This window comes from Metabacillus sp. YM-086 (assembly GCF_048059995.1).
Classification (GTDB): Bacteria; Bacillota; Bacilli; order Bacillales; family Bacillaceae; genus Metabacillus; species Metabacillus litoralis_B.
This window is the reverse complement of record NZ_JBLUOI010000052.1, coordinates 16,926-35,231: the sequence shown is the minus strand read 5'-3', so window position 1 is coordinate 35,231 and position 18,306 is coordinate 16,926. Positions and strand designations below refer to the sequence as shown.

At 35.8% G+C, this 18,306-nt stretch carries 22 protein-coding genes; 18 read left to right on the top strand and 4 right to left on the bottom strand.

The window, feature by feature from the left end; all coding sequences use genetic code 11:
- The first annotated feature begins 75 nt into the window (after positions 1 to 75).
- The 12 genes from ACEWK1_RS19305 (at position 76) to fabF (ending at position 10,675) form a co-directional block, all read left to right on the top strand.
- Positions 76 to 1,260 (top strand): thiolase family protein, encoded by a 1,185-nt coding sequence (locus tag ACEWK1_RS19305; protein ID WP_121662358.1) that lies wholly within the window; start codon positions 76 to 78, stop codon positions 1,258 to 1,260.
- A 27-nt stretch (positions 1,261 to 1,287) separates the two neighbouring features.
- The gene (locus ACEWK1_RS19300) at positions 1,288 to 2,463 is read left to right on the top strand and encodes an acyl-CoA dehydrogenase family protein (protein WP_212134095.1); all 1,176 of its coding nucleotides are present in this window, start codon (positions 1,288 to 1,290) and stop codon (positions 2,461 to 2,463) included.
- Between the two features lie 54 nt (positions 2,464 to 2,517).
- Positions 2,518 to 3,282 carry a 3-oxoacyl-ACP reductase FabG gene (fabG, locus tag ACEWK1_RS19295; RefSeq protein WP_212134093.1) on the top strand — a complete coding sequence of 255 codons (765 nt, stop codon included), beginning with the start codon at positions 2,518 to 2,520 and terminating at the stop codon, positions 3,280 to 3,282.
- Positions 3,283 to 3,336: 54 nt separating this feature from the next.
- On the top strand, positions 3,337 to 3,786 hold the full coding sequence (locus tag ACEWK1_RS19290) for a MaoC family dehydratase N-terminal domain-containing protein (protein ID WP_212134092.1): 450 nt from the start codon (positions 3,337 to 3,339) through the stop codon (positions 3,784 to 3,786).
- Entirely contained in the window at positions 3,783 to 4,202 is a 420-nt protein-coding gene (locus ACEWK1_RS19285) for a MaoC/PaaZ C-terminal domain-containing protein (RefSeq protein ID WP_212134091.1), read from the top strand. The genes ACEWK1_RS19290 and ACEWK1_RS19285 overlap by 4 nt, the downstream gene beginning before the upstream one ends.
- A complete protein-coding gene (locus ACEWK1_RS19280; protein ID WP_212134090.1) occupies positions 4,202 to 5,149 on the top strand; it encodes an alpha/beta hydrolase in 948 nt (315 codons plus the stop codon). Before ACEWK1_RS19285 ends, ACEWK1_RS19280 begins: the two co-directional genes overlap by 1 nt.
- 174 nt (positions 5,150 to 5,323) lie before the next feature.
- Positions 5,324 to 6,694, top strand: a complete 1,371-nt coding sequence (locus tag ACEWK1_RS19275) for an MFS transporter (RefSeq protein ID WP_212134089.1) — start codon at positions 5,324 to 5,326, stop codon at positions 6,692 to 6,694.
- Between the two features lie 305 nt (positions 6,695 to 6,999).
- Positions 7,000 to 7,215, top strand: coding sequence for a hypothetical protein (locus ACEWK1_RS19270; protein WP_212134088.1), 216 nt, complete (start codon positions 7,000 to 7,002; stop codon positions 7,213 to 7,215).
- Between the two features lie 168 nt (positions 7,216 to 7,383).
- The gene (locus tag ACEWK1_RS19265; protein ID WP_121662351.1) at positions 7,384 to 8,148 is read left to right on the top strand and encodes a DUF4397 domain-containing protein; all 765 of its coding nucleotides are present in this window, start codon (positions 7,384 to 7,386) and stop codon (positions 8,146 to 8,148) included.
- 120 nt (positions 8,149 to 8,268) lie between these two features.
- Positions 8,269 to 8,478, top strand: a complete 210-nt coding sequence (locus tag ACEWK1_RS19260) for a hypothetical protein (protein WP_121662350.1) — start codon at positions 8,269 to 8,271, stop codon at positions 8,476 to 8,478.
- Positions 8,479 to 8,800: 322 nt separating this feature from the next.
- Positions 8,801 to 9,238 carry a DUF6376 family protein gene (locus ACEWK1_RS19255; RefSeq protein WP_121662349.1) on the top strand — a complete coding sequence of 146 codons (438 nt, stop codon included), beginning with the start codon at positions 8,801 to 8,803 and terminating at the stop codon, positions 9,236 to 9,238.
- A gap of 195 nt (positions 9,239 to 9,433) precedes the next feature.
- Positions 9,434 to 10,675, top strand: coding sequence for a beta-ketoacyl-ACP synthase II (gene fabF, locus ACEWK1_RS19250; protein ID WP_212134087.1), 1,242 nt, complete (start codon positions 9,434 to 9,436; stop codon positions 10,673 to 10,675).
- A gap of 222 nt (positions 10,676 to 10,897) precedes the next feature.
- On the opposite strand, the gene ACEWK1_RS19245 is transcribed toward fabF, so the two are convergent.
- Positions 10,898 to 11,197: a hypothetical protein gene (locus tag ACEWK1_RS19245; protein ID WP_212134085.1), complete on the bottom strand. Its 300-nt coding sequence runs from the start codon at positions 11,195 to 11,197 to the stop codon at positions 10,898 to 10,900.
- A 136-nt stretch (positions 11,198 to 11,333) separates the two neighbouring features.
- Between ACEWK1_RS19245 and ACEWK1_RS19240 the strand changes: the two genes are divergently transcribed.
- Positions 11,334 to 12,434, top strand: a complete 1,101-nt coding sequence (locus tag ACEWK1_RS19240) for a PRK06851 family protein (protein ID WP_212134083.1) — start codon at positions 11,334 to 11,336, stop codon at positions 12,432 to 12,434.
- Positions 12,435 to 12,466: 32 nt separating this feature from the next.
- On the opposite strand, the gene ACEWK1_RS19235 is transcribed toward ACEWK1_RS19240, so the two are convergent.
- The gene (locus tag ACEWK1_RS19235) at positions 12,467 to 13,153 is read right to left on the bottom strand and encodes an SIMPL domain-containing protein (protein WP_212134081.1); all 687 of its coding nucleotides are present in this window, start codon (positions 13,151 to 13,153) and stop codon (positions 12,467 to 12,469) included.
- A 151-nt stretch (positions 13,154 to 13,304) separates the two neighbouring features.
- On the opposite strand from ACEWK1_RS19235, the gene ACEWK1_RS19230 reads away from it, so the two are divergent.
- Positions 13,305 to 13,574, top strand: a complete 270-nt coding sequence (locus tag ACEWK1_RS19230) for a DUF1292 domain-containing protein (protein ID WP_121662344.1) — start codon at positions 13,305 to 13,307, stop codon at positions 13,572 to 13,574.
- A gap of 102 nt (positions 13,575 to 13,676) precedes the next feature.
- Here the strand turns inward: ACEWK1_RS19230 and ACEWK1_RS19225 are convergent, their stop codons facing one another.
- A complete protein-coding gene (locus ACEWK1_RS19225) occupies positions 13,677 to 14,579 on the bottom strand; it encodes an MBL fold metallo-hydrolase (RefSeq protein ID WP_121662343.1) in 903 nt (300 codons plus the stop codon).
- 183 nt (positions 14,580 to 14,762) lie between these two features.
- Between ACEWK1_RS19225 and ACEWK1_RS19220 the strand changes: the two genes are divergently transcribed.
- From ACEWK1_RS19220 to ACEWK1_RS19205, 4 genes are all read left to right on the top strand, one after another.
- Positions 14,763 to 15,689 (top strand): DMT family transporter, encoded by a 927-nt coding sequence (locus tag ACEWK1_RS19220; RefSeq protein WP_212134079.1) that lies wholly within the window; start codon positions 14,763 to 14,765, stop codon positions 15,687 to 15,689.
- Positions 15,690 to 15,827: 138 nt separating this feature from the next.
- A complete protein-coding gene (locus tag ACEWK1_RS19215; RefSeq protein ID WP_121662341.1) occupies positions 15,828 to 16,385 on the top strand; it encodes a cysteine dioxygenase in 558 nt (185 codons plus the stop codon).
- 132 nt (positions 16,386 to 16,517) lie between these two features.
- Positions 16,518 to 17,273: an exodeoxyribonuclease III gene (locus tag ACEWK1_RS19210; protein WP_212134077.1), complete on the top strand. Its 756-nt coding sequence runs from the start codon at positions 16,518 to 16,520 to the stop codon at positions 17,271 to 17,273.
- 59 nt (positions 17,274 to 17,332) lie between these two features.
- Positions 17,333 to 17,905, top strand: coding sequence for a branched-chain amino acid aminotransferase (locus ACEWK1_RS19205; RefSeq protein ID WP_121662339.1), 573 nt, complete (start codon positions 17,333 to 17,335; stop codon positions 17,903 to 17,905).
- 65 nt (positions 17,906 to 17,970) lie between these two features.
- Here the strand turns inward: ACEWK1_RS19205 and ACEWK1_RS19200 are convergent, their stop codons facing one another.
- Positions 17,971 to 18,285 (bottom strand): pyrimidine/purine nucleoside phosphorylase, encoded by a 315-nt coding sequence (locus ACEWK1_RS19200; RefSeq protein WP_121662338.1) that lies wholly within the window; start codon positions 18,283 to 18,285, stop codon positions 17,971 to 17,973.
- Positions 18,286 to 18,306: the final 21 nt, after the last annotated feature.

The following is an 18,306-nucleotide window of genomic DNA, read 5'->3' as shown; positions in this document are numbered from 1 at the left end:
AAAAATATTATTGCTGGACAATTAAGAAAAGAATATTGCTAGATTCCTGAAATAAGATAAGAAGGGAGGAAAAGAATGATTGATGATATTGTAATTGTAAGCGCTGTCCGAACACCTGTTGGTCGATTCGGCGGATCATTAAAAAATCTAAACTCAGGATCTTTAGGAGCAATTGTAATTGAGGAAGCCATAAAACGGGCTAATCTTTCTCCAGAATTAATAGATGAAGTGATTTTGGGAGAAGTCAGGCAAACTACAGAATCCTCGAATGTTGCTAGAGTAGCGGCATTAAGAGCAGGAATACCTGAAACAACACCAGCTTTTACAGTTAATCGACTTTGTGCTTCTGGTATGCAAGCTGTTGCTTCAGCTGTTCAACAAATTTCGTTTGGGCATGCTGAAATCGTTGTTGCCGGTGGAACAGAATGCTTAAGCCGAGCACCAATTTATTTGAGACATTCCAGATTTGGAGAAGGTGCTCCTACCTTGGTAGATTCTAATCTTGAAAACGGTCAGCAACCAATTGAATTATATGGGAAAAACCTAGGGATGGGAATGACAGCTGAAAATGTTGCAGAGAGATACACTGTTTCACGAGAAGATCAAGATGAGTTTGCTTATAACAGTCAACAAAAAGCAGCAAAAGCAATTGAAAGAGGAAGGTTTAAAGAGGAAATAACACCAGTGGAAATAAAGGAAAGAAAAAAGGTTTTCCAAGTTGTGGAGGATGAACATCCACGACCAGATACTAGTCTAGAAGTGTTAGCTAAGTTAAAGCCAGTTTTCAAGGATCTTGGCACAGTTACGGCCGGTAACTCCTGTGGTAGAAATGATGGCGCTGCTACGATGGTTATGATGAAAGCAAGTAAAGCAAAAGAATTAGGTTTAAAACCATTAGCTAGAATCGTAGATTGGGCAACCGCTGGTGTTTCTCCTAAAGTAATGGGAATTGGTCCTGTACCGGCAATAGAAAAGCTACTTGCACGAACAAATATGACACTTCCTGAAATCGATCTAATCGAATTAAATGAAGCATTTGCTGCACAAGCATTAGCGGTTATCCGAGAGGCTGGACTAGATCAGCAGAAAGTTAATGTAAATGGTGGAGCTATTGCCCTTGGCCACCCCCTTGGGGCGACTGGCTGTAAGATCATGATCACGCTTTTATATGAGATGAGAAGAAGGCAAGTGCAGTATGGGATGGCAACTTTATGTGTCGGTGGAGGCCAAGGAATGGCCGTTATGCTTCAATTATTATAAAAAATACTTGTTAATGAGGTGAAAGGGATGCACTTACGTTTAACAGAAGAACAAAAAATGGTTCAAAAAACAATTAGAAAATTTGTGGAAAAAGAATTAATGCCTCTGGAAAATGAAGTATTACGGAACGAACGTGAAGGGAAACCAAGTTTGCCGCCGGGGAAATTAAAGGAATTACAACTAAAAGCAAAAGAAGCTGGTTTCTGGGGTATTAATACGCCTGAAGAATACGGTGGAGCTGACCTAGGTCAAATGATGTTAGCGATTGTGATGATGGAGGTTTCGAAGACATTTGTCCCGTTCCAGTTTGGTGGTTCAGCTGACAATATTCTTTATTATGCTAATGAAGAGCAAAAAAAGAAGTATTTATTGCCAACGATTAATGGTGAGAAAAAATCTTGTTTCGCGATGACAGAGCCTGGAGCTGGTTCTGATACAAGAAATATTAAAATGACAGCTGTAAAGGACGGAAATGAATGGGTATTAAATGGAGAAAAAACATTCATTACTGGTGGCAATGAAGCTGACTTCGTGATGGTTATTGCGATTACAGATAAAGAAAAGCATCATACAACAGGTCGTGATGGTGTAACATGCTTTATCGTTGACCGAGATATGGGCTGGAAATCAGAATACATTCACACGATGGGTGAGTGGGGACCAGCAGGACTTGTTTTTGAAAATGTCCGAGTTCCAGAAGAAAATATCCTTGGAGAAGTAGATGGGGGATATAACCTAGGCCTTGAATGGATTGGTTTTGCAAGATGGATTGTAGGAGCCAGAGCTGTAGGTGCCGCAGAAAGACTCCTACAAATGGCAATTGATTATTCAAAAGAGCGTGAAACATTTGGAAAACCGATTTCTGAACGACAAGCAATTCAATGGCAAATTGCTGACTCTGCTGTAGAAATTGATGCAGCGAAATGGCTCGTATTAAACGCTGCTTTCACACTTGATCATGGTGAGGATAATCGTCATTTAGCATCAATGGCAAAGCTTTATGGAGCAAACATGGGAAATCGGGTAGTAGATCGGGTACTTCAAATTCATGGAGGAATGGGTTACACAAGAGAACTCCCTATTGAACGTTGGTATCGTGAAGCAAGATTGTGGAGAATTTACGATGGAACAGATGAAATTCAACGCTTAATCATTTCTCGTAATCTTTTAAAAGGCCATGTAAAGGTAGGGCAATTTATTTAAAATATAACACAGTAAGATTGAAATAATAATGACGAATTAATAAGGAGGATATTTATGTCTGGAAGATTTAATGGAAAAGTCGCTTTTGTAACGGGAGGAAGTCGTGGGATTGGGAAAGGAATTGTTGAACTTTTTGCTAGTGAAGGGGCTAAAGTTGCTTTTATTGATGTGAATGAAGAGGCAGTCCACGAAACTACAAATGAATTACGTGAAAAAGGGTATAACGTGTTTTCGAAGGTTGCTAGTGTGGTAGAAGCAGATCAAATGGTAGACGCAATGGAGGAAACGTATAACAATTTTGGATCACTTGATATCCTTGTAAACAATGCTGGTGTGATTCGTGACAATCTGCTTTTTAAAATGACGGACGATGATTGGCAGCTCGTTATGGACGTTCATTTAAAAGGCTCGTTCAATGCGGCTCGAGCTGCACAAAAATATATGGTTGAAAACCGATATGGAAGAATCATCAATATTTCTTCAACATCCGCTTTAGGTAACAGAGGGCAAGCCAATTATGCAACGGCTAAAGCAGGTTTACAAGGCTTTACAAAAACCTTAGCGATTGAGTTAGGGAAATACGGGATTACTGCTAATTCAGTAGCACCAGGTTTTATTGAAACAGATATGACAAAAGAAACAGCAAGACGTCTTGGTATTTCTTTTGAAGATTTAATTCAGGCGAGTGTCTCAAAAATCCCAGTTGGTCGCAGTGGGAAACCAAGTGATATCGCAAATGCAGTCGCTTTTTTTGCTGATGAAAAATCTTCCTTTATCAACGGACAGATTATATATGTTGCAGGTGGTCCGAAAAATTAACTTTCTGTTGTGATGAATAAAGCAGGAAATTTTGCAAAAAAAGGAGGCATCAATATGTTTAAAGATGCTATTGGAAAACGATCTCCAGGTGTAAAGAATGTTGTTGAAAGAGGTGCGGTAAAAAAGTTCGCCGAATCGCTTGGTGATCTTCACCCTATTTTTATAGATGAAGAGTTTGCAAAAACAACAAGATATAAGAAAAACATTGCTCCACCTACATTTCCAAGGGTTTTTGATTATGGTGTGATAGATGAGCTTGCTTTACCAGCTAAGGGGTTAATTCATGGTGAACAAAAATATCATTACAAACGTCCTTTGCTTGTTGGTGAAGAGATCATCTGCTATCAAGAAGTGGAAGATTACTATGAAAAGCAAGGAAAGCTTGGGAATATGGGGTTTTTGGTGTTAAAACAGTATGGTGAAACTCTTAACGAAGAGCTCATTTTCACTGCTGAGCAGGTTGTCATTATTAATGAAACTGTTAGGAAGGTGATGAGTATATGAGCAGGTTATTAAGGTGTCAGGTAGGCGATGAGCTCCCCATCGTTACATTACCACCTGTCTCAAGATTGGACCTTATAAAGTATGCTGGTGCTTCAGGAGATTACAACCCGATTCACACAATTGATGATGAAGCCAAAAAAGCCGGTTTACCAGCGATCATCGCTCACGGTATGTGGACGATGGGGAATTTGGCAAAGTTATTTACTCCATATCATGAAGAAGGTTTTATACAGGATTATCAGATCCGCTTTAGGGGGATGGTTTTTCTTGGAGACATCATTACATTAAAAGCAAGATTAACAGATGAGAATGAAACACATTCTATTTTCCAAGTAAACGCAGTTAATCAAAATGGAGTGGATGTTATTAAAGGAATGATAACATTTACAAAATATAAGAATAAGGAGGAATCATAATGACTCTACATCCACAAGTTATTGCACTTTTGCAACATTTTGAAAAACGAAATGTACCTCCAGTTGAGCAGCAAAACCTGAAGGAAGCAAGGGCTCTTTTCGTTGAATCTAGTTCTTCTTTAAACATAACAGAAGAAATTCATCAAGTAGAAGATAGAAAAATTCTAGGATATGAACATGATATATCAATTAGAATATATAGTCCTAATGATAACAGTTCATTACCAGCTTTAGTCTATTTTCACGGAGGTGGCTGGGTAATAGGCAATATAGAAACTCATGATTCATTATGCCGAATACTAGCTAACCATGCTCAGTGCAAAGTCATATCTGTAGACTATGGTTTAGCTCCTGAACATAAGTTTCCGGTCCCTGTTGAAGATGCGTATCTTGCAACGAAATGGGTGTATGATCATGCTGACGATTTAGGTGTTGATCGAAAGTTTATTGCAGTTGGAGGTGACAGTGCCGGTGGAAATCTAGCTGCAGTTACTTGTTATTTAGCTGTTCAAAGGAAAGATATTAGTATTAGTAATCAGTTATTATTTTACACATCAACAGGTTTTGAACCAACAGAATCTTATGAAAAATATGGTGAAGGATATTATTTAACAAAATCAACGATGAACTGGTTTAGGCAACAATATCTTTCAAGCATATCTGATACCCAAAGTCCATTAGCTGCGCCTATGCTCATTCCTGAAGAAGATGCTGCTAAGCTTCCCCCAGCATATATTGTGACGGCTGAATATGATCCGTTATGTGATGGTGGAGAAGAATATTCCAGGAAGCTTTCACAAGCTGGAGTTCCAACTACGTATGTATGTTATCCAGGAATGATCCATGGTTTTATGTGTATGACCCTTCCGTTGGAGGATGGAAGAAAAGCCATATATGAAGCAGCTGAATATTTTAAAAATCAATATCAAAAACAGCAGGTGACATAATGTAACTGTTTTGTAAGGGTGAACCTATACCATGTTCATCCTTTTTTGCTTATTTGGGACAATGTTTCACAAAGTTCATTTTTCGATACTCGAAGCATTTTTCTTTTATAGGAAGAAAAAACGTATTATGATAGTATTATTGTTTAATAAATTGAAAGAAACAGGTGGTATTAAATGTCTTCGGTTTCCATTGCTGCTCCTAAAAGTACAGGGGTAGAATCCATTCAGGAAAACAAAATTGTCTTGATTTGGAGTTTTATTGTTTGGCTTGTTGTCATGAATACAACGATGTTTAATGTGGCCTTACCAAGTGTGTTAACAGATTTATCTCTCACCTCTTCAACTGCATCTTGGATTGTGTCGGGATATTCAATTGTCTTTGCCATAGCGACTTTAACATTTAGTCGGCTTTCTGATTATATTCCAATCTCGAGATTACTTCTTATCGGACTATCCATATTAGGAGTTGCTTCAGTTATTGGCTTTTTTGCCAACTCATTTCCACTTCTATTAACAACAAGGATTCTTCAAGCAGCGGGAGCAGGGGCTGTGCCAGGTCTTGCCATGGTGCTTGCAGGAAGATATATCCCCATAAGTAGAAGAGGGAAAGCAATGGCCCTCATTGCATCAGCCTCTTCACTAGGATTTGGACTGGGTCCTGTTATTGGAGGAGCTATCACGCAATATTTAGGATGGAATTATTTGTTTGCAGTAACAGGTTTGGTTGTGTTCTTTATTCCAGTTTTACAAAAGCTGTTGCCGAAAGAAGAGATTAAAAAGGTGAAGTTTGATACGGTAGGTGGGTGTTTAACAGCAATAGGTGTAACAGGTGTCCTGTTATTTCTCTCAACCTTTTCATATTTTATTTTATTTTCAAGTATGATTGTCTTGTTGTTGATGTGGAGGCATATTAACCAAGTCACGATGCCGTTTATTCAACCAAAATTGTTAAAAGAGAAACAATATCTTAAATTGCTTTTTATCGGATTTGTAGCATTTGTCATCCATTTTTCTACCCTTTTTCTTATGCCAATCATTTTAACAGATGTTTTTGGAAAGGATCCTGCAGAGGTTGGCTTGATGATTTTCCCTGGAGCTATCTTGTCTGCTGTGGCTGCACAGTTTATTGGAAGGTTAATTGATCGGTTTGGCAATGGTCCGCATATTTATTTTGGGCAGCTTTTCTTATTTATTGCAACGGTTTTATTTACATTGTTATCAACGAAGTCACCGTATTTTATCTTACTAACTTATATGTTTATGAGTACCGGTTTCTCAGCCCTTACATCAAGTATAGCTAATGAAGTTTCAAGGATTCTCCCAACTGAAGAGATTGGGACAGGAATGGGAATGACCCAGCTTATTCAATTTTTTGGAGGAGCTTTTGGTGTGACTTTAACAGGAATTATGATTACTCTTCAGGATGGCTTGGCTGTCGAGCTTATTTATCGTCATATTTTTGGTGGATTGGTTGTACTCATCACTATTGCTATTATAATGTTTCGTTTTTATATTAAAGGAAGATTAAATTCGACACACGGATAACCCGTGTGTCGTTTTCTTATTCCTCATCGTTGATTTCACCATCACCGATTTCATCTTCACCAGGAGCATCATCACATGCCACAACAGAAGTAGCAAGAAGTGCTGCTAGTAAAATTGCTAGTAACTTTTTCATTATCTTTTCACCCCACATTTCCATAGTATCTGTTTATTTTTTCCTGACTTAGAATTGATTATGTAACATTTTTTTGAAGGCTATAAAATTGGTGAGTTGTCCCACTATACTCGTCCACTCGTATTTCTGTTTGTTTCATAAAATGTAGTAAAAGAGATTGGAGGTGGGGTAAATGTCAGAAAATAAAAAAAGGCTAGTGATTAATGCAGATCGTGTGATTATTAATGCTGATGAAGTGTTTATCGTTGAAGCAGAAGATAAAAGACGTCGCGGTCGTTTTAATCAAGATGTTGCAGGTGTAGAAAATAGAAGAGATAGAAGATATGACCGAGATGATGATGTACTAGGTGCTGAAGATCGCAGAAGAAGAAGAGGCTTTCCTTGGTAAATAGATGAATAAGATTGCTGAAAACAGAGTAGAGAAATCTGCTCTGTTTTTATGCAGAATATATTACCATTGCAAAAATAATTTTTTGTAAAAATTGACATAAAATAGGAAACTATATAGGCATTTTACATATTGTATTGTGTTAATACTATTTTAGGAGTGAATAGCATGCACCAAAATGAATCAATGTTGGTACTTGAATCGGCAAAATATCAAATGCTTGCTGACTACTACAAATATTCAAATCCTCAGCTGCACATCATGTATTATCAAAAACATTTAATGTGTGTACAACAACTTGCAGCTGTAGATTTTCACGGACATACTTACGGAATGGTAGACAGAGCTGGACAACAGAATTCTTTTGTACGTGTATTTCATGCCTCACCAGACACACCAGGCGTTGATGTTTATGTAAACGGAAATAAAGCCATTACGAATCTCGTTTTTCAAGAAACAACGGATTACTTACAATTACCTAATGGACGCTACACGATTGAAGTGTACCCAACTGGTGAAACAACTCAACCTGTTCTAAGAGAACAGCTTTCTTTAACAAGAAATACTTACTACACTGTTGCAGCAACTGGTAAGGTAGCAAACCTTAAATTAACTGTTTTTGTAGATAAACCGTATGTAAGCCCGAATCAAGCAAAAGTCCGGTTTATTCACCTCTCTCCAGATGCTCCAAATGTTGATATCGCTGTTCAAGGTGGAAAGGTGCTCTTTCCCAATGTTCCGTACGAAAAAGCTACAGATTACATGACATTATCTCCATTAACCGTTAATTTAGAGGTTAGAGTTGCCGGAACTAATAATGTTGTGATAACGATTCCTCAAGTTCAGCTTAAAGCTGGAAAAACCTATACAGCAGTTGCGGTTGGTCTTGCAGGTGGAAATCCTCAATTAGAAGCCCTGTTTTTGATGCCTTAGCTCTAAGGATCCTAGAAGGAAAAGTTACGACCGTAGCTTTTTCTTTTTAAATGATAAGTTTAATTAAGAGAGTGAGGTGTAATTATTTTCTACTTTGTACTCTTTCTACTATTAATATTATTGTTACTAATTGTTGGTAAACACTTCAAATATAAAAAGAAACTCATTCAAACATATACCTTTCAGAATTTTATTGATACAGAACATGCTCAGCATCACCCAACAGAAAATGACGATTCGATTGTTGAAAAAATAAATGAGTTCTTTGATACTAAAGAGAAAAATGAACATGATAAAGATGATTCAGATGATATTCTGGATGAAGAATAATTTAAAATTTTTTACCACTTACCATATGAACGTGATAAAATAAAGAAGTTCTTATACATACTAGGGGGATATTCATGGACGAAATGGCAAAAAGATACATAGAGTTATATTTATATTTTTCAAGAGACTTAGGTCGATTTCTTACTGAACCCGAACAGGAATTTCTCAAATGGTTAGTGACAAGTGAATCATAAACAATAAAAGGTTAACAACCATGATGTTAGCCTTTTATTGTTTTTAGCGTCATTTGTAAGAACAAAGTATTTGAAACTTTCTTCACCAATTATACGTATATAACTTATAAACTCATAGGAGTGATAAAATGAAAAAGCTTTCTTTTCTTATCATGATTGCGGTTTTTATGCTAACCTCTGCGTGCTCTGTAGTAGATGAAGTAAATCAATCATTGGACTATGTTAATGAAGCAAATAGCTTATTGAATTCAATGAGTGAATTTGCTGAAAATGCACCAGGTCTAGTTGAAAATGCTGCAACTGATCCAGAAATAAGAACTGAACTAGAAAATCAGGTAAACACATTAACCGAGAATATTGAAGAATTTAATAACATAGATGCCCCAGCAGTTGCTGAAGACCTACACCAGGATCTTGTTTCGAAAAATGAAGAATTACTAAATCAGTTTGAACAAGTTCAACAAGATGGAGAAGTGATGGTGGAAGAAATAAAAAATAGTGAAATATTTCAAACTGTAGAGGATATCACATCACTAATTGATGCTGTTGAAAAACTGGAACTATAATGGAAAAGACCTCAAAAAGAGGTCTTTTTACATTTAAAAAAAATTTCTTTTAGTACAGGTAACTTTTCATTTTTCATAATCTAGTATAAGATATATGTATGTGCTACTAAGACCAAGTAATAATTTATCTATTTAACAATCAAATGAAAAGAATTAGTATATATCATATCATTGTTAAAAAGGAGAGAAGCTAACATGAAGAAGCGAGTTGTCATTACAGGTATTGGAGCTGTAACACCCCTAGGTAATGATGTACGAACAACCTGGGAAAATATTAAAAGTGGAGTATCGGGCATCGCACCATTAACACGAATTAATTCAGAGCAGTTTCAAGTAAAAGTAGCTGGAGAAGTAAAGAATTTTTCAACAGATGAGTATATTGATTTTAAAGAAGCGAGAAGAATGGCAAGATTTACTCATTTTGCAATAGCAGCAAGTAAAATGGCAGTGAATGATTCGGGAATTAAAATAGGAGAAACAATTGACCCTGAACGTGTTGGAGTATGGATAGGTTCAGGAATCGGTGGACTTGATGAATTTGAGGAACAACATAAACGCTATTTAAATAAAGGTCCAAAGCGTGTTAGTCCGTTTATTATTCCTATGTTCATCCCAGATATGGCCTCTGGCAGGGTTTCAATTGAGATTGGAGCAAAGGGGATTAACAATTGCTCAGTAACTGCATGTGCTTCGGGTGCTAATTCTATTGGCGATGCTTTTCGAGTTATTCAAAATGGAGTAGCAGATATGATGATTGCCGGTGGATCTGAAGCATCGATTACCGAGATGACAGTCGCAGGGTTTACTAACATGACGGCTTTATCGACAAATCAGGACCCAAACACTGCAAGTCGACCTTTTGATAAAAATCGTGACGGATTTGTTATCGCGGAAGGGTCAGGTGTTGTTGTTTTAGAAGAATTAGAGCACGCCTTAGCTCGTGGTGCTAAAATTTACGGGGAGATTGTTGGCTATGGTGCGACTGGGGATGCATATCATATTACCACACCTGCGCCAGAAGGAGAAGGCGGACAACGTGCTATGAAACTAGCATTATCAGATGCTAATTTGAAGGCAGAGAATGTTGATTATATTAATGCCCACGGTACAAGTACTTATTATAATGATTTAAATGAAACAAAAGCGATAAAAGAAGTATTTGGTCAACATGCATCCAAACTTTCTGTAAGCTCAACAAAGTCGATGACAGGACACTTGTTGGGTGCAGCAGGTGCAGTGGAAGCAATTTTCTCTTTGCTTTCAATCAAAGATGGTGTAATTCCTCCAACCATTAACTATGAAACACCCGATGAGGAACTAGATTTAGATTATGTACCTAATGAAGCAAAGCAATCAGATGTTTCTGTTGTTTTATCGAATTCATTTGGCTTTGGTGGACATAATGCCACGTTAGTGTTTAAAAGATTTGATAAATAAGGAAAGCACGCCGAATATTGGCGTGCTTTTTACATAAGAATCTTGCCTTTTATCCTGCTGATTTGTATCTAAGTATCAGAAATGTATCAACTTTTCAGGAAAATCTATCAACTATGATCAAAAATCTATCAACTTCTCCGAATAATCTATCAACTTATCCAGAAAATCTATCATTCGGCAAGGCAAAAAACGGCTTTGACCACCACCTCATATTCTTCCTTCTTATTTTTTTCTTTTATTTATTTCCTCTGTTACAACAAAAGCGAGGTCTTCATTGCCAAACAATGATAAAACATTAAGGAGGGTTTGATCTGGGATGTGCTCTGATTCTTCCTTAGAAACGGTTAAATCAATTGTTTGTTGAAGGGCATAATTTTCAGATTGCCCAGGATAGGCTCTTAAATAAAGTTCTGTTGGATTAAGATCATGATTCACACACCATTGTGCAAAAATCAAAATCATCATTCCTTCATCTTTCTGGTAGTTTTGAATAATTTTTTGTTCTAGATCTTTTGAGTTCAATCGAAACGGTCTCCTTTATTAAATATAGGAATATTATACAAAAGTTTTGAGGAATAAGCGATTTTGAAAAAATAGGCATTCACCCTTGTAAGATAATCTACATATGTTAAGGTAAATGGCGCTAAGGGGTGATTAGATGACAGGTAAAGTTCATCATTATTATGCAGGAGGAAACACTGCTAAAGGATTTTATAGTTTATATGACTCAGTATTACAAGATTTACAACGTTTATATATATTAAAGGGAGGCCCAGGTACGGGAAAATCTTCTCTTATGAAGCATGTTGGTCAAATTATGGAAGAAAAGGGATATGATGTAGAGTATTTACATTGTGCTTCTGATAACAAGTCCATTGATGGAGTGATTCTTCCAAATGAGGGATTAGGAATTGTTGATGGAACAGCACCACATGTTATTGAACCTAATGCACCAGGTGTTATTGAAGAGTATGTAAATATAGGTGTTGCTTGGGATTCTAACAAATTATCGCAGCATAAAGAAAAAATACTTACTCTTAATCAGGAGATTTCAAAGAAATTTAATCAAGCATATGAAACATTTGCTGCCTCATTAAGAGCGCATGATGATATTGAAGACATTTATATTTCTAACATGGATTTTGCTAAAGCAAATCAATTAACAGATGAAATTATTTCCTTGTTTTACGGAGAGGAAGAATTAGATAAAAAACCTAGAGTTCAGCATCGTTTTTTAGGAGCAGCAACTCCAGATGGAGCTGTTGATTTTATTCAGAATTTAACAGAAGATATCGAAAAACGTTACTTTATAAAAGGAAGAGCCGGTTCAGGTAAGTCAACAATGTTAAAGAAAATTGTGGCTGCAGGTGAGCAAAGAGGTTTTGATGTAGAAGTGTATCATTGTGGTTTTGATCCTAACAGCCTTGATATGGTGATTTTACGTGAAAAGGGAATTGCTATTTTTGACAGTACTGCACCACATGAATATTTTCCTGAAAGAAATTCTGATGAAATAATTGATATGTATGAACGCTGCATCACACCTGGAACAGATGAAAAATACGCAGAGGACATTGCTAGAACAACAAAAGCATATAAAGACAAAATGAAAGAAGCGATATCCTATCTTGCTGAAGCGAAGCAGTTAAGAGATCAGTTAGAATCTTATTATATAGAAGCAATGGATTTCAAGAAAATTGATGCTATTAGAGAAGAATTAACAGAAGAAATTAAGACTTTTTTAGAGCAAAATGAATAATGAAGGAGGGCGAATGATGTATTCGCCCTTTCTTAATAAGGAAAAACTGCTGTTACGATTGCCTCAATTTCAAGCTTACTTCTTTGTATAGGAGGTGCTGCTTGTAAAGTGGCTTCAGCAGAGAAAGAAAGTGTATAGTCTCTTGGTGAAATGACTGTAGAATTCTCTGTAACTTTGATTGGAACGGAATTCATGCTAACACCCAGCAGCTGACCAATGCTTGACGCTTTTTCAGTTGCATTTTTGATTGCAAGTTGTAATGCTTGCTGATAGTAAAAATCTTTATTTGAAACAACAAACTCGATATTCTCTGCGATATTTGCTCCCGCTGCTACAACCGCTTGGTACACTGCACCAACTTGGTTTAAATCTTTTACTGTTATTTCAGAAGTATGTTGTACTTTATATCCTTTTAAGATAGAAGATCCTTCGGTGAATTCGTAAATAGGTTGAATGATGTACGAGACTGTTTGAATATCTTCTTGTTGAATATTTATTTCCTTAAGAGCAGTTAAACCTTGATTTGTCAATACAGCATTTTGAGCCTGTGCCTTCTTAGCATCTTTATTCTCCGTAACAAATCCAATCGTAATAATCGCTTGATCGGGTGGGGCAATTACTTTTCCTCTACCTTCTAAAATAAGTGTTCTTTGTTGTGTTGTGTGTAATTGAGCAGAGGGAGTTGAACGGTTGAAAGGCGGATAAGAAAAATAGGACATAATTAAGCACCCTTTCTTTTATCAAATATTAAATGTGATAACTAAAAAAATAGAATTTTTTTTTAAAAATGTATTGAATGAAATTACATAAATTTGGCATGATAAAGAAGTAATCATCATTTATATGTACGTGTGAAGGGAGCTATTATTCATGGATAAAGTAGAAGTAGGAGAAGTATTTACGATTACGGACGAAAATGATCAGGAAAATGAAGTGGAAGTTCTTGCAGCGATTACTTTAGAAGGAACTGATTATGTAGCAGTAGGATTTGTTGATGATATTCAAGCGGAAACGGAAGAAGATATTGATATTTTCTTTTTAAAGATTGATGGTGAAGGAGATTTGTCTCCAATTGAAAGTGACGATGAATTTGAAAAAGTGTCGGCTGTTTTTGAGGATATGATGGACGAGGATGAATAAAGAGTATGGATAGGGAGTTGACTAGAGCTTTCTATCCATCATTCATCTAAAGGAGGTCCACAGCACAATGGTGATGAGGAACTCCATATGGGTGCTACAAGATCATTTTTTATTAGAATAAACCAAATGTTTGATCGTTCCATTCTCAACCTTATAGCCTAAACGATGAAGATGTTTTCTTATTCCACTTCGTTCCCACGTTTTAAGAATAGAATGCTCTAAAGTGTTTTTTGGATAAAAAATACCGATACTTGTTAATTCTTCAAAATCTAAACCTAGTTTTACATATTTTTCAATTACGTTATCTCGCTGGTCGATGATTGTAAGGTATTTTTTCATTGCAGCGTGAAATTCGTCTTTCTGAAATGTTCCTTTTTGATGGCCTGTAATAAACGTGTTAGCATCTAAGGAGAGAAGGCGTTGGGCTGAAGAGATAAACTCATCAATGTTACCATCTGTACCGTTGTACCATGGACCAAATGTTGTCATATCATAATCTCCTGTAAATACAACACCAAAGTCAGGAAAATAAGGGCAATTAAAGCCTTTGGTATGACCTGGTGTATGCAAAAAGATAACGTTAACGTCTCCAAGACGGTATTCTTTCTCGTATTCGTAATACCCGTTAATTTCAGAAAGGCTTTGAATCCATGTTTGTGGAATGTTCTTTGCCCATTCCTTTACGCCTGGAGAACCCCATTCTTGATAAACTCCATTTGCTTTTGCAATTCCTTCAACTGTTAATGACATCTCGTATTCAATTTTATTTATCCATTTTTCTGCTTTCGGAAATAAATAATTATGACAAGTATGATCGGGATGGTAGTGTGTATTAATAACTAAGTCAACTCCGGATTGTTTGTTTAATTGTTGGAGCGAGTGTGGATCAGCACCTGTATCAATTAACACCTTTTCATGAGAACTTGCTATATATAGACTTCTGGAATACGGAACTTTACTTTTATGTGGACCTTCAATAATTTGGATTGGACCAATTTGTTGCACGTTACCACCTCTGTATTTCTAATTTATTTAACTATTCTTTATGAATGAATACTCATTCATTGTACCATAAACAGACTATAATTCAAATAATACGTGAGGTAAGGATGAACTTTCGTATTTTTATACATTCGTCAAAAGGACAAGCATATGATAAGGAGAGACTAAAATAGAGAGGTATTTATTATGTTATCATCAAACCATAAATTAGCCGCTTCGCTTTATGCCACAATGTCCATCACATTTTGGGGAGTATCCTTTGTTTCGACAAAAGCGGTGTTAGACAAGCTAGATCCTTTTACATTGCTTGTTATTCGATTTGGGATCGGTGCTCTCTTTCTTCTCTGTCTTTTACTTTTATTAAGGGAAAAACTGAAAATCAGTCCTGTGTATATCCCACATTTAATTGTTTTAGGCATATTAGGTGTTTTTATTCATCAGGTTATTCAAGCTAGTGCATTGCTAACAATTGATGCATCTTCTGCAGGTTGGATGATTTCTTTATCACCTATTTTTACTGTAATCTTGTCGATGATTTTCTTAAATGAAAGAATGACGATTCTAAAAGCAATTGGCATGATACTAGCTCTTTTTGGTGTACTAATGATCACGACAGGTGGTAGTGACAAAACGTTTGAACCTTCATTAAACATAGGTTACTTACTAATGTTACTAAGCACACTTAACTGGGCGGTTTATTCTGTTTTATTAAAAAAATTAAATATCCCTCTTTCACCGCTAGTTATTACGTTTTATATGAGCTTACTAGGCTTTGTTTTAACAATACCTTTTTTGATTCGTAATAAGGGATGGGAGGCTATTTCTCATTTACAGGCTGGAGAGTGGGCTCATTTACTTTTTTTAGGTGTGTTTGTATCAGGGGTTGCTTATTGGTACTGGGCAAAAGCCTTACATGTACTAGAAGCATCTCAGGTTTCTGTTTTTCTTTATTTAGAACCAGTTGCAACATTAATCGCAGCTGTTCTTTTACTAAACGAAAAAATTATTCTCATAAGTGTAGTAGGAGGAATCATAATTATAATAGGAGTGATTTTTGTTAACGGTCAATTTGAAAGGTTGTATGGTTTCTTTTTTTCAAAAAAGTACAAATAAATTAAGTCTTTTACAAAGGCTTCACCGTTACTAAAATAATAATTTTTTACTTAATAAACAACAAGAACTTACCAATACATATGAACAGCCTGCTGCCTAAAAGACATCCAGAAAAGCAACAACAGGAGGTACATTCGTATGGATTATAAAGACCGAATAAGTGAGATTCTTGGAAATTTGGAAAATACATCGAGTGATGCTTTAAAACAGGCGTTGGAGGAACTGGCTATTCAGCATGAAGAATTGGAGCCTATATTGGGAACAGAAGAAGATAAGCCATACTACCGGAAATTACTTTATAAAAACGAGAAGGTTGAATTGTTAGTAATGAATTGGTCTCAGTTAGAATGTGCGCCACATGATCATGGCAGCTCCTTTGGATGGATTCAAGTGATAAATGGGACGGCAAAAAATACGGTATATAAAGTAGATGGAACGAAAATGCCTAAAGAAATCTTTACCGAATTTCAAGAAAATGGTGAAATATTTTTTGCACCCGAAAAGGGTGTGCATAAAATGTCTGTTTCAAATAAGTCGAAGCTGGTTACTCTTCATTTATATTCACCTCCAATTACTGGAATGAAGGTGTATGATTTAAATACATGTGCAGCATGTGTTGTATCGGACGATTGTGGAGCATGGTGGCCTGAGGAGCAACGACAAAAAATAAAAGAAATTCAATTGGATAAGAACTAGCTAATAAGCGGTTAAAAGCCAAAAGCTTTTACCGCTTATTTTATTATCTAGAGAACATATGTGTTTAGTATTTTAGTGAAATCGTTTAGTATATAAGTTCAACAGTCAATTTTAGAATCAGGGAGAAAATAGATGAAATTAGTATCATGGAATGTAAATGGAATAAGAGCTTGTGTAAAAAAAGGATTTTTAGACTACTTTAATGAAGTTAACGCCGATATATTTTGTATTCAGGAAACAAAAATGCAAGAAGGACAGCTTTCTTTAGAGCTTGAAGGTTATCACCAATATTGGAACTTCGCCAAAAGGAAAGGATATTCAGGTACTGCCGTTTTTACGAAACAAAAGCCATTGTCTGTTTCGTACGGTGTTGGTGATTTGAACGAAGAACCAGAAGGTCGAATTATAACGTTAGAATTTGAACAATACTTTCTCATTACGATGTACACACCTAATTCAAAAAGAGATTTAGCAAGGCTTGATGAGAGACTTCAATGGGAAGAAGACATTCGTGAATATATAACAACCTTGGAGAAAAACAAGCCTGTTATTTTATGTGGAGATTTAAACGTAGCACACCAGGAAATAGATTTAAAAAATCCTAAATCAAATAAAGGAAACTCAGGCTTTACAGATGAAGAGCGCGAAAAAATGTCTTTACTACTGAATGAAGGATTTGTTGATAGTTTCCGTTACTTGTATCCGGAACGAAAAGATGTTTATTCTTGGTGGTCTTATATGAGTAGAGTACGTGAACGGAATATTGGTTGGCGTATTGATTACTTTATTGTGTCAAAAGCATTAACAAATCGTCTAGTAGATTCTCAAATCCATTGTGATATTTTGGGTAGTGACCACTGTCCGGTTCTTATTGAAATGGATTTATAAATTGAAATAAAAGGTTATACTTGTAAATAGAGAGTATTGGAAAGAATGGAGGATATATATTGTTAAAGAATCAGATTCAGCAATTAGATAAAGAAATGCCATTATATCTAGTAGAAAAAGAGTATATGAAAGAAAATGATATTTCTTTTCATGAAAATGGTAGTAATGAGAATATAGAAAATAGGTTTTTGGGTGCTTATATTGAGCGAAGTAATAAAGAAACAGATGAATTGATTGAAACAGAATCAGATTCTTTCTTATCTGAATCTATATCATATTTTAAAAAACAGAAAGCTGAATTTCTTTATGTTGAATCAAAATGGTTTCACATCATAGCAATTGATGCAGTTTCATTAGAGGTTGACGATGTTTTTGGAACATATGAGGCTATGCTTGGATTAAAGCTCAAAAAGAATCAAGAAAAAACAATTAAGTCCTTTCTAGACCGTGAGTTACTAGAAGGAGAAAAGAAATATAATTTAATGTTTAATCAACAAGACGGATTATGGGACTTAAATATTACGCTTGATGTGTTAAAGGGTTTTGAAGAAACGATGACTATTGGTGAAGTAATTGGATCTCTTTATCAATTTATTTTTCAATTGCTAGTAGAAGTTGAAAAAACATTATAAAGTGGAAGCAAGAAGATAAACTAAAGTAAGATAAAAGTCGTCCTGTTAGGGACGACTTTTAATGTTTATTCACTTATGTATGAACAACAATAATCAACAACAGAGTTCGCTTTTACTTGAAATGTTTCATTTGCCGGTACATAAAAAACACCTTGACCGTCAATTGTTTTCCAATCTTCACCTTGTAATTTATACTCTAAATGACCTGCTGTGATATCCATCTCTTCTTTGAAGCTAGTAGAAAATTCATACTCACCTGGCTGCATGACACCAAGAGTTTTTTTCGTTCCGTCTTCAAATAAGATGGTACGACTTGTCACCTTACCCTCAAAATAAACATTTGCCTTCTTTTCTATCGTAATGTTTTCAAATTTTGTCATTTCCTGCAACATCCTCTCAAA

Coding starts and splice junctions, on each gene's coding strand:
- ACEWK1_RS19305 (WP_121662358.1), top strand. CDS start 76: ATGATTGATGATATTGTAATTGTAAGCGCTGTCCGAACACCTGTTGGT.
- ACEWK1_RS19300 (WP_212134095.1), top strand. CDS start 1,288: ATGCACTTACGTTTAACAGAAGAACAAAAAATGGTTCAAAAAACAATT.
- fabG (WP_212134093.1), top strand. CDS start 2,518: ATGTCTGGAAGATTTAATGGAAAAGTCGCTTTTGTAACGGGAGGAAGT.
- ACEWK1_RS19290 (WP_212134092.1), top strand. CDS start 3,337: ATGTTTAAAGATGCTATTGGAAAACGATCTCCAGGTGTAAAGAATGTT.
- ACEWK1_RS19285 (WP_212134091.1), top strand. CDS start 3,783: ATGAGCAGGTTATTAAGGTGTCAGGTAGGCGATGAGCTCCCCATCGTT.
- ACEWK1_RS19280 (WP_212134090.1), top strand. CDS start 4,202: ATGACTCTACATCCACAAGTTATTGCACTTTTGCAACATTTTGAAAAA.
- ACEWK1_RS19275 (WP_212134089.1), top strand. CDS start 5,324: ATGTCTTCGGTTTCCATTGCTGCTCCTAAAAGTACAGGGGTAGAATCC.
- ACEWK1_RS19270 (WP_212134088.1), top strand. CDS start 7,000: ATGTCAGAAAATAAAAAAAGGCTAGTGATTAATGCAGATCGTGTGATT.
- ACEWK1_RS19265 (WP_121662351.1), top strand. CDS start 7,384: ATGCACCAAAATGAATCAATGTTGGTACTTGAATCGGCAAAATATCAA.
- ACEWK1_RS19255 (WP_121662349.1), top strand. CDS start 8,801: ATGAAAAAGCTTTCTTTTCTTATCATGATTGCGGTTTTTATGCTAACC.
- fabF (WP_212134087.1), top strand. CDS start 9,434: ATGAAGAAGCGAGTTGTCATTACAGGTATTGGAGCTGTAACACCCCTA.
- ACEWK1_RS19240 (WP_212134083.1), top strand. CDS start 11,334: ATGACAGGTAAAGTTCATCATTATTATGCAGGAGGAAACACTGCTAAA.
- ACEWK1_RS19235 (WP_212134081.1), bottom strand. CDS start 13,153: ATGTCCTATTTTTCTTATCCGCCTTTCAACCGTTCAACTCCCTCTGCT.
- ACEWK1_RS19230 (WP_121662344.1), top strand. CDS start 13,305: ATGGATAAAGTAGAAGTAGGAGAAGTATTTACGATTACGGACGAAAAT.
- ACEWK1_RS19220 (WP_212134079.1), top strand. CDS start 14,763: ATGTTATCATCAAACCATAAATTAGCCGCTTCGCTTTATGCCACAATG.
- ACEWK1_RS19215 (WP_121662341.1), top strand. CDS start 15,828: ATGGATTATAAAGACCGAATAAGTGAGATTCTTGGAAATTTGGAAAAT.
- ACEWK1_RS19210 (WP_212134077.1), top strand. CDS start 16,518: ATGAAATTAGTATCATGGAATGTAAATGGAATAAGAGCTTGTGTAAAA.
- ACEWK1_RS19200 (WP_121662338.1), bottom strand. CDS start 18,285: ATGACAAAATTTGAAAACATTACGATAGAAAAGAAGGCAAATGTTTAT.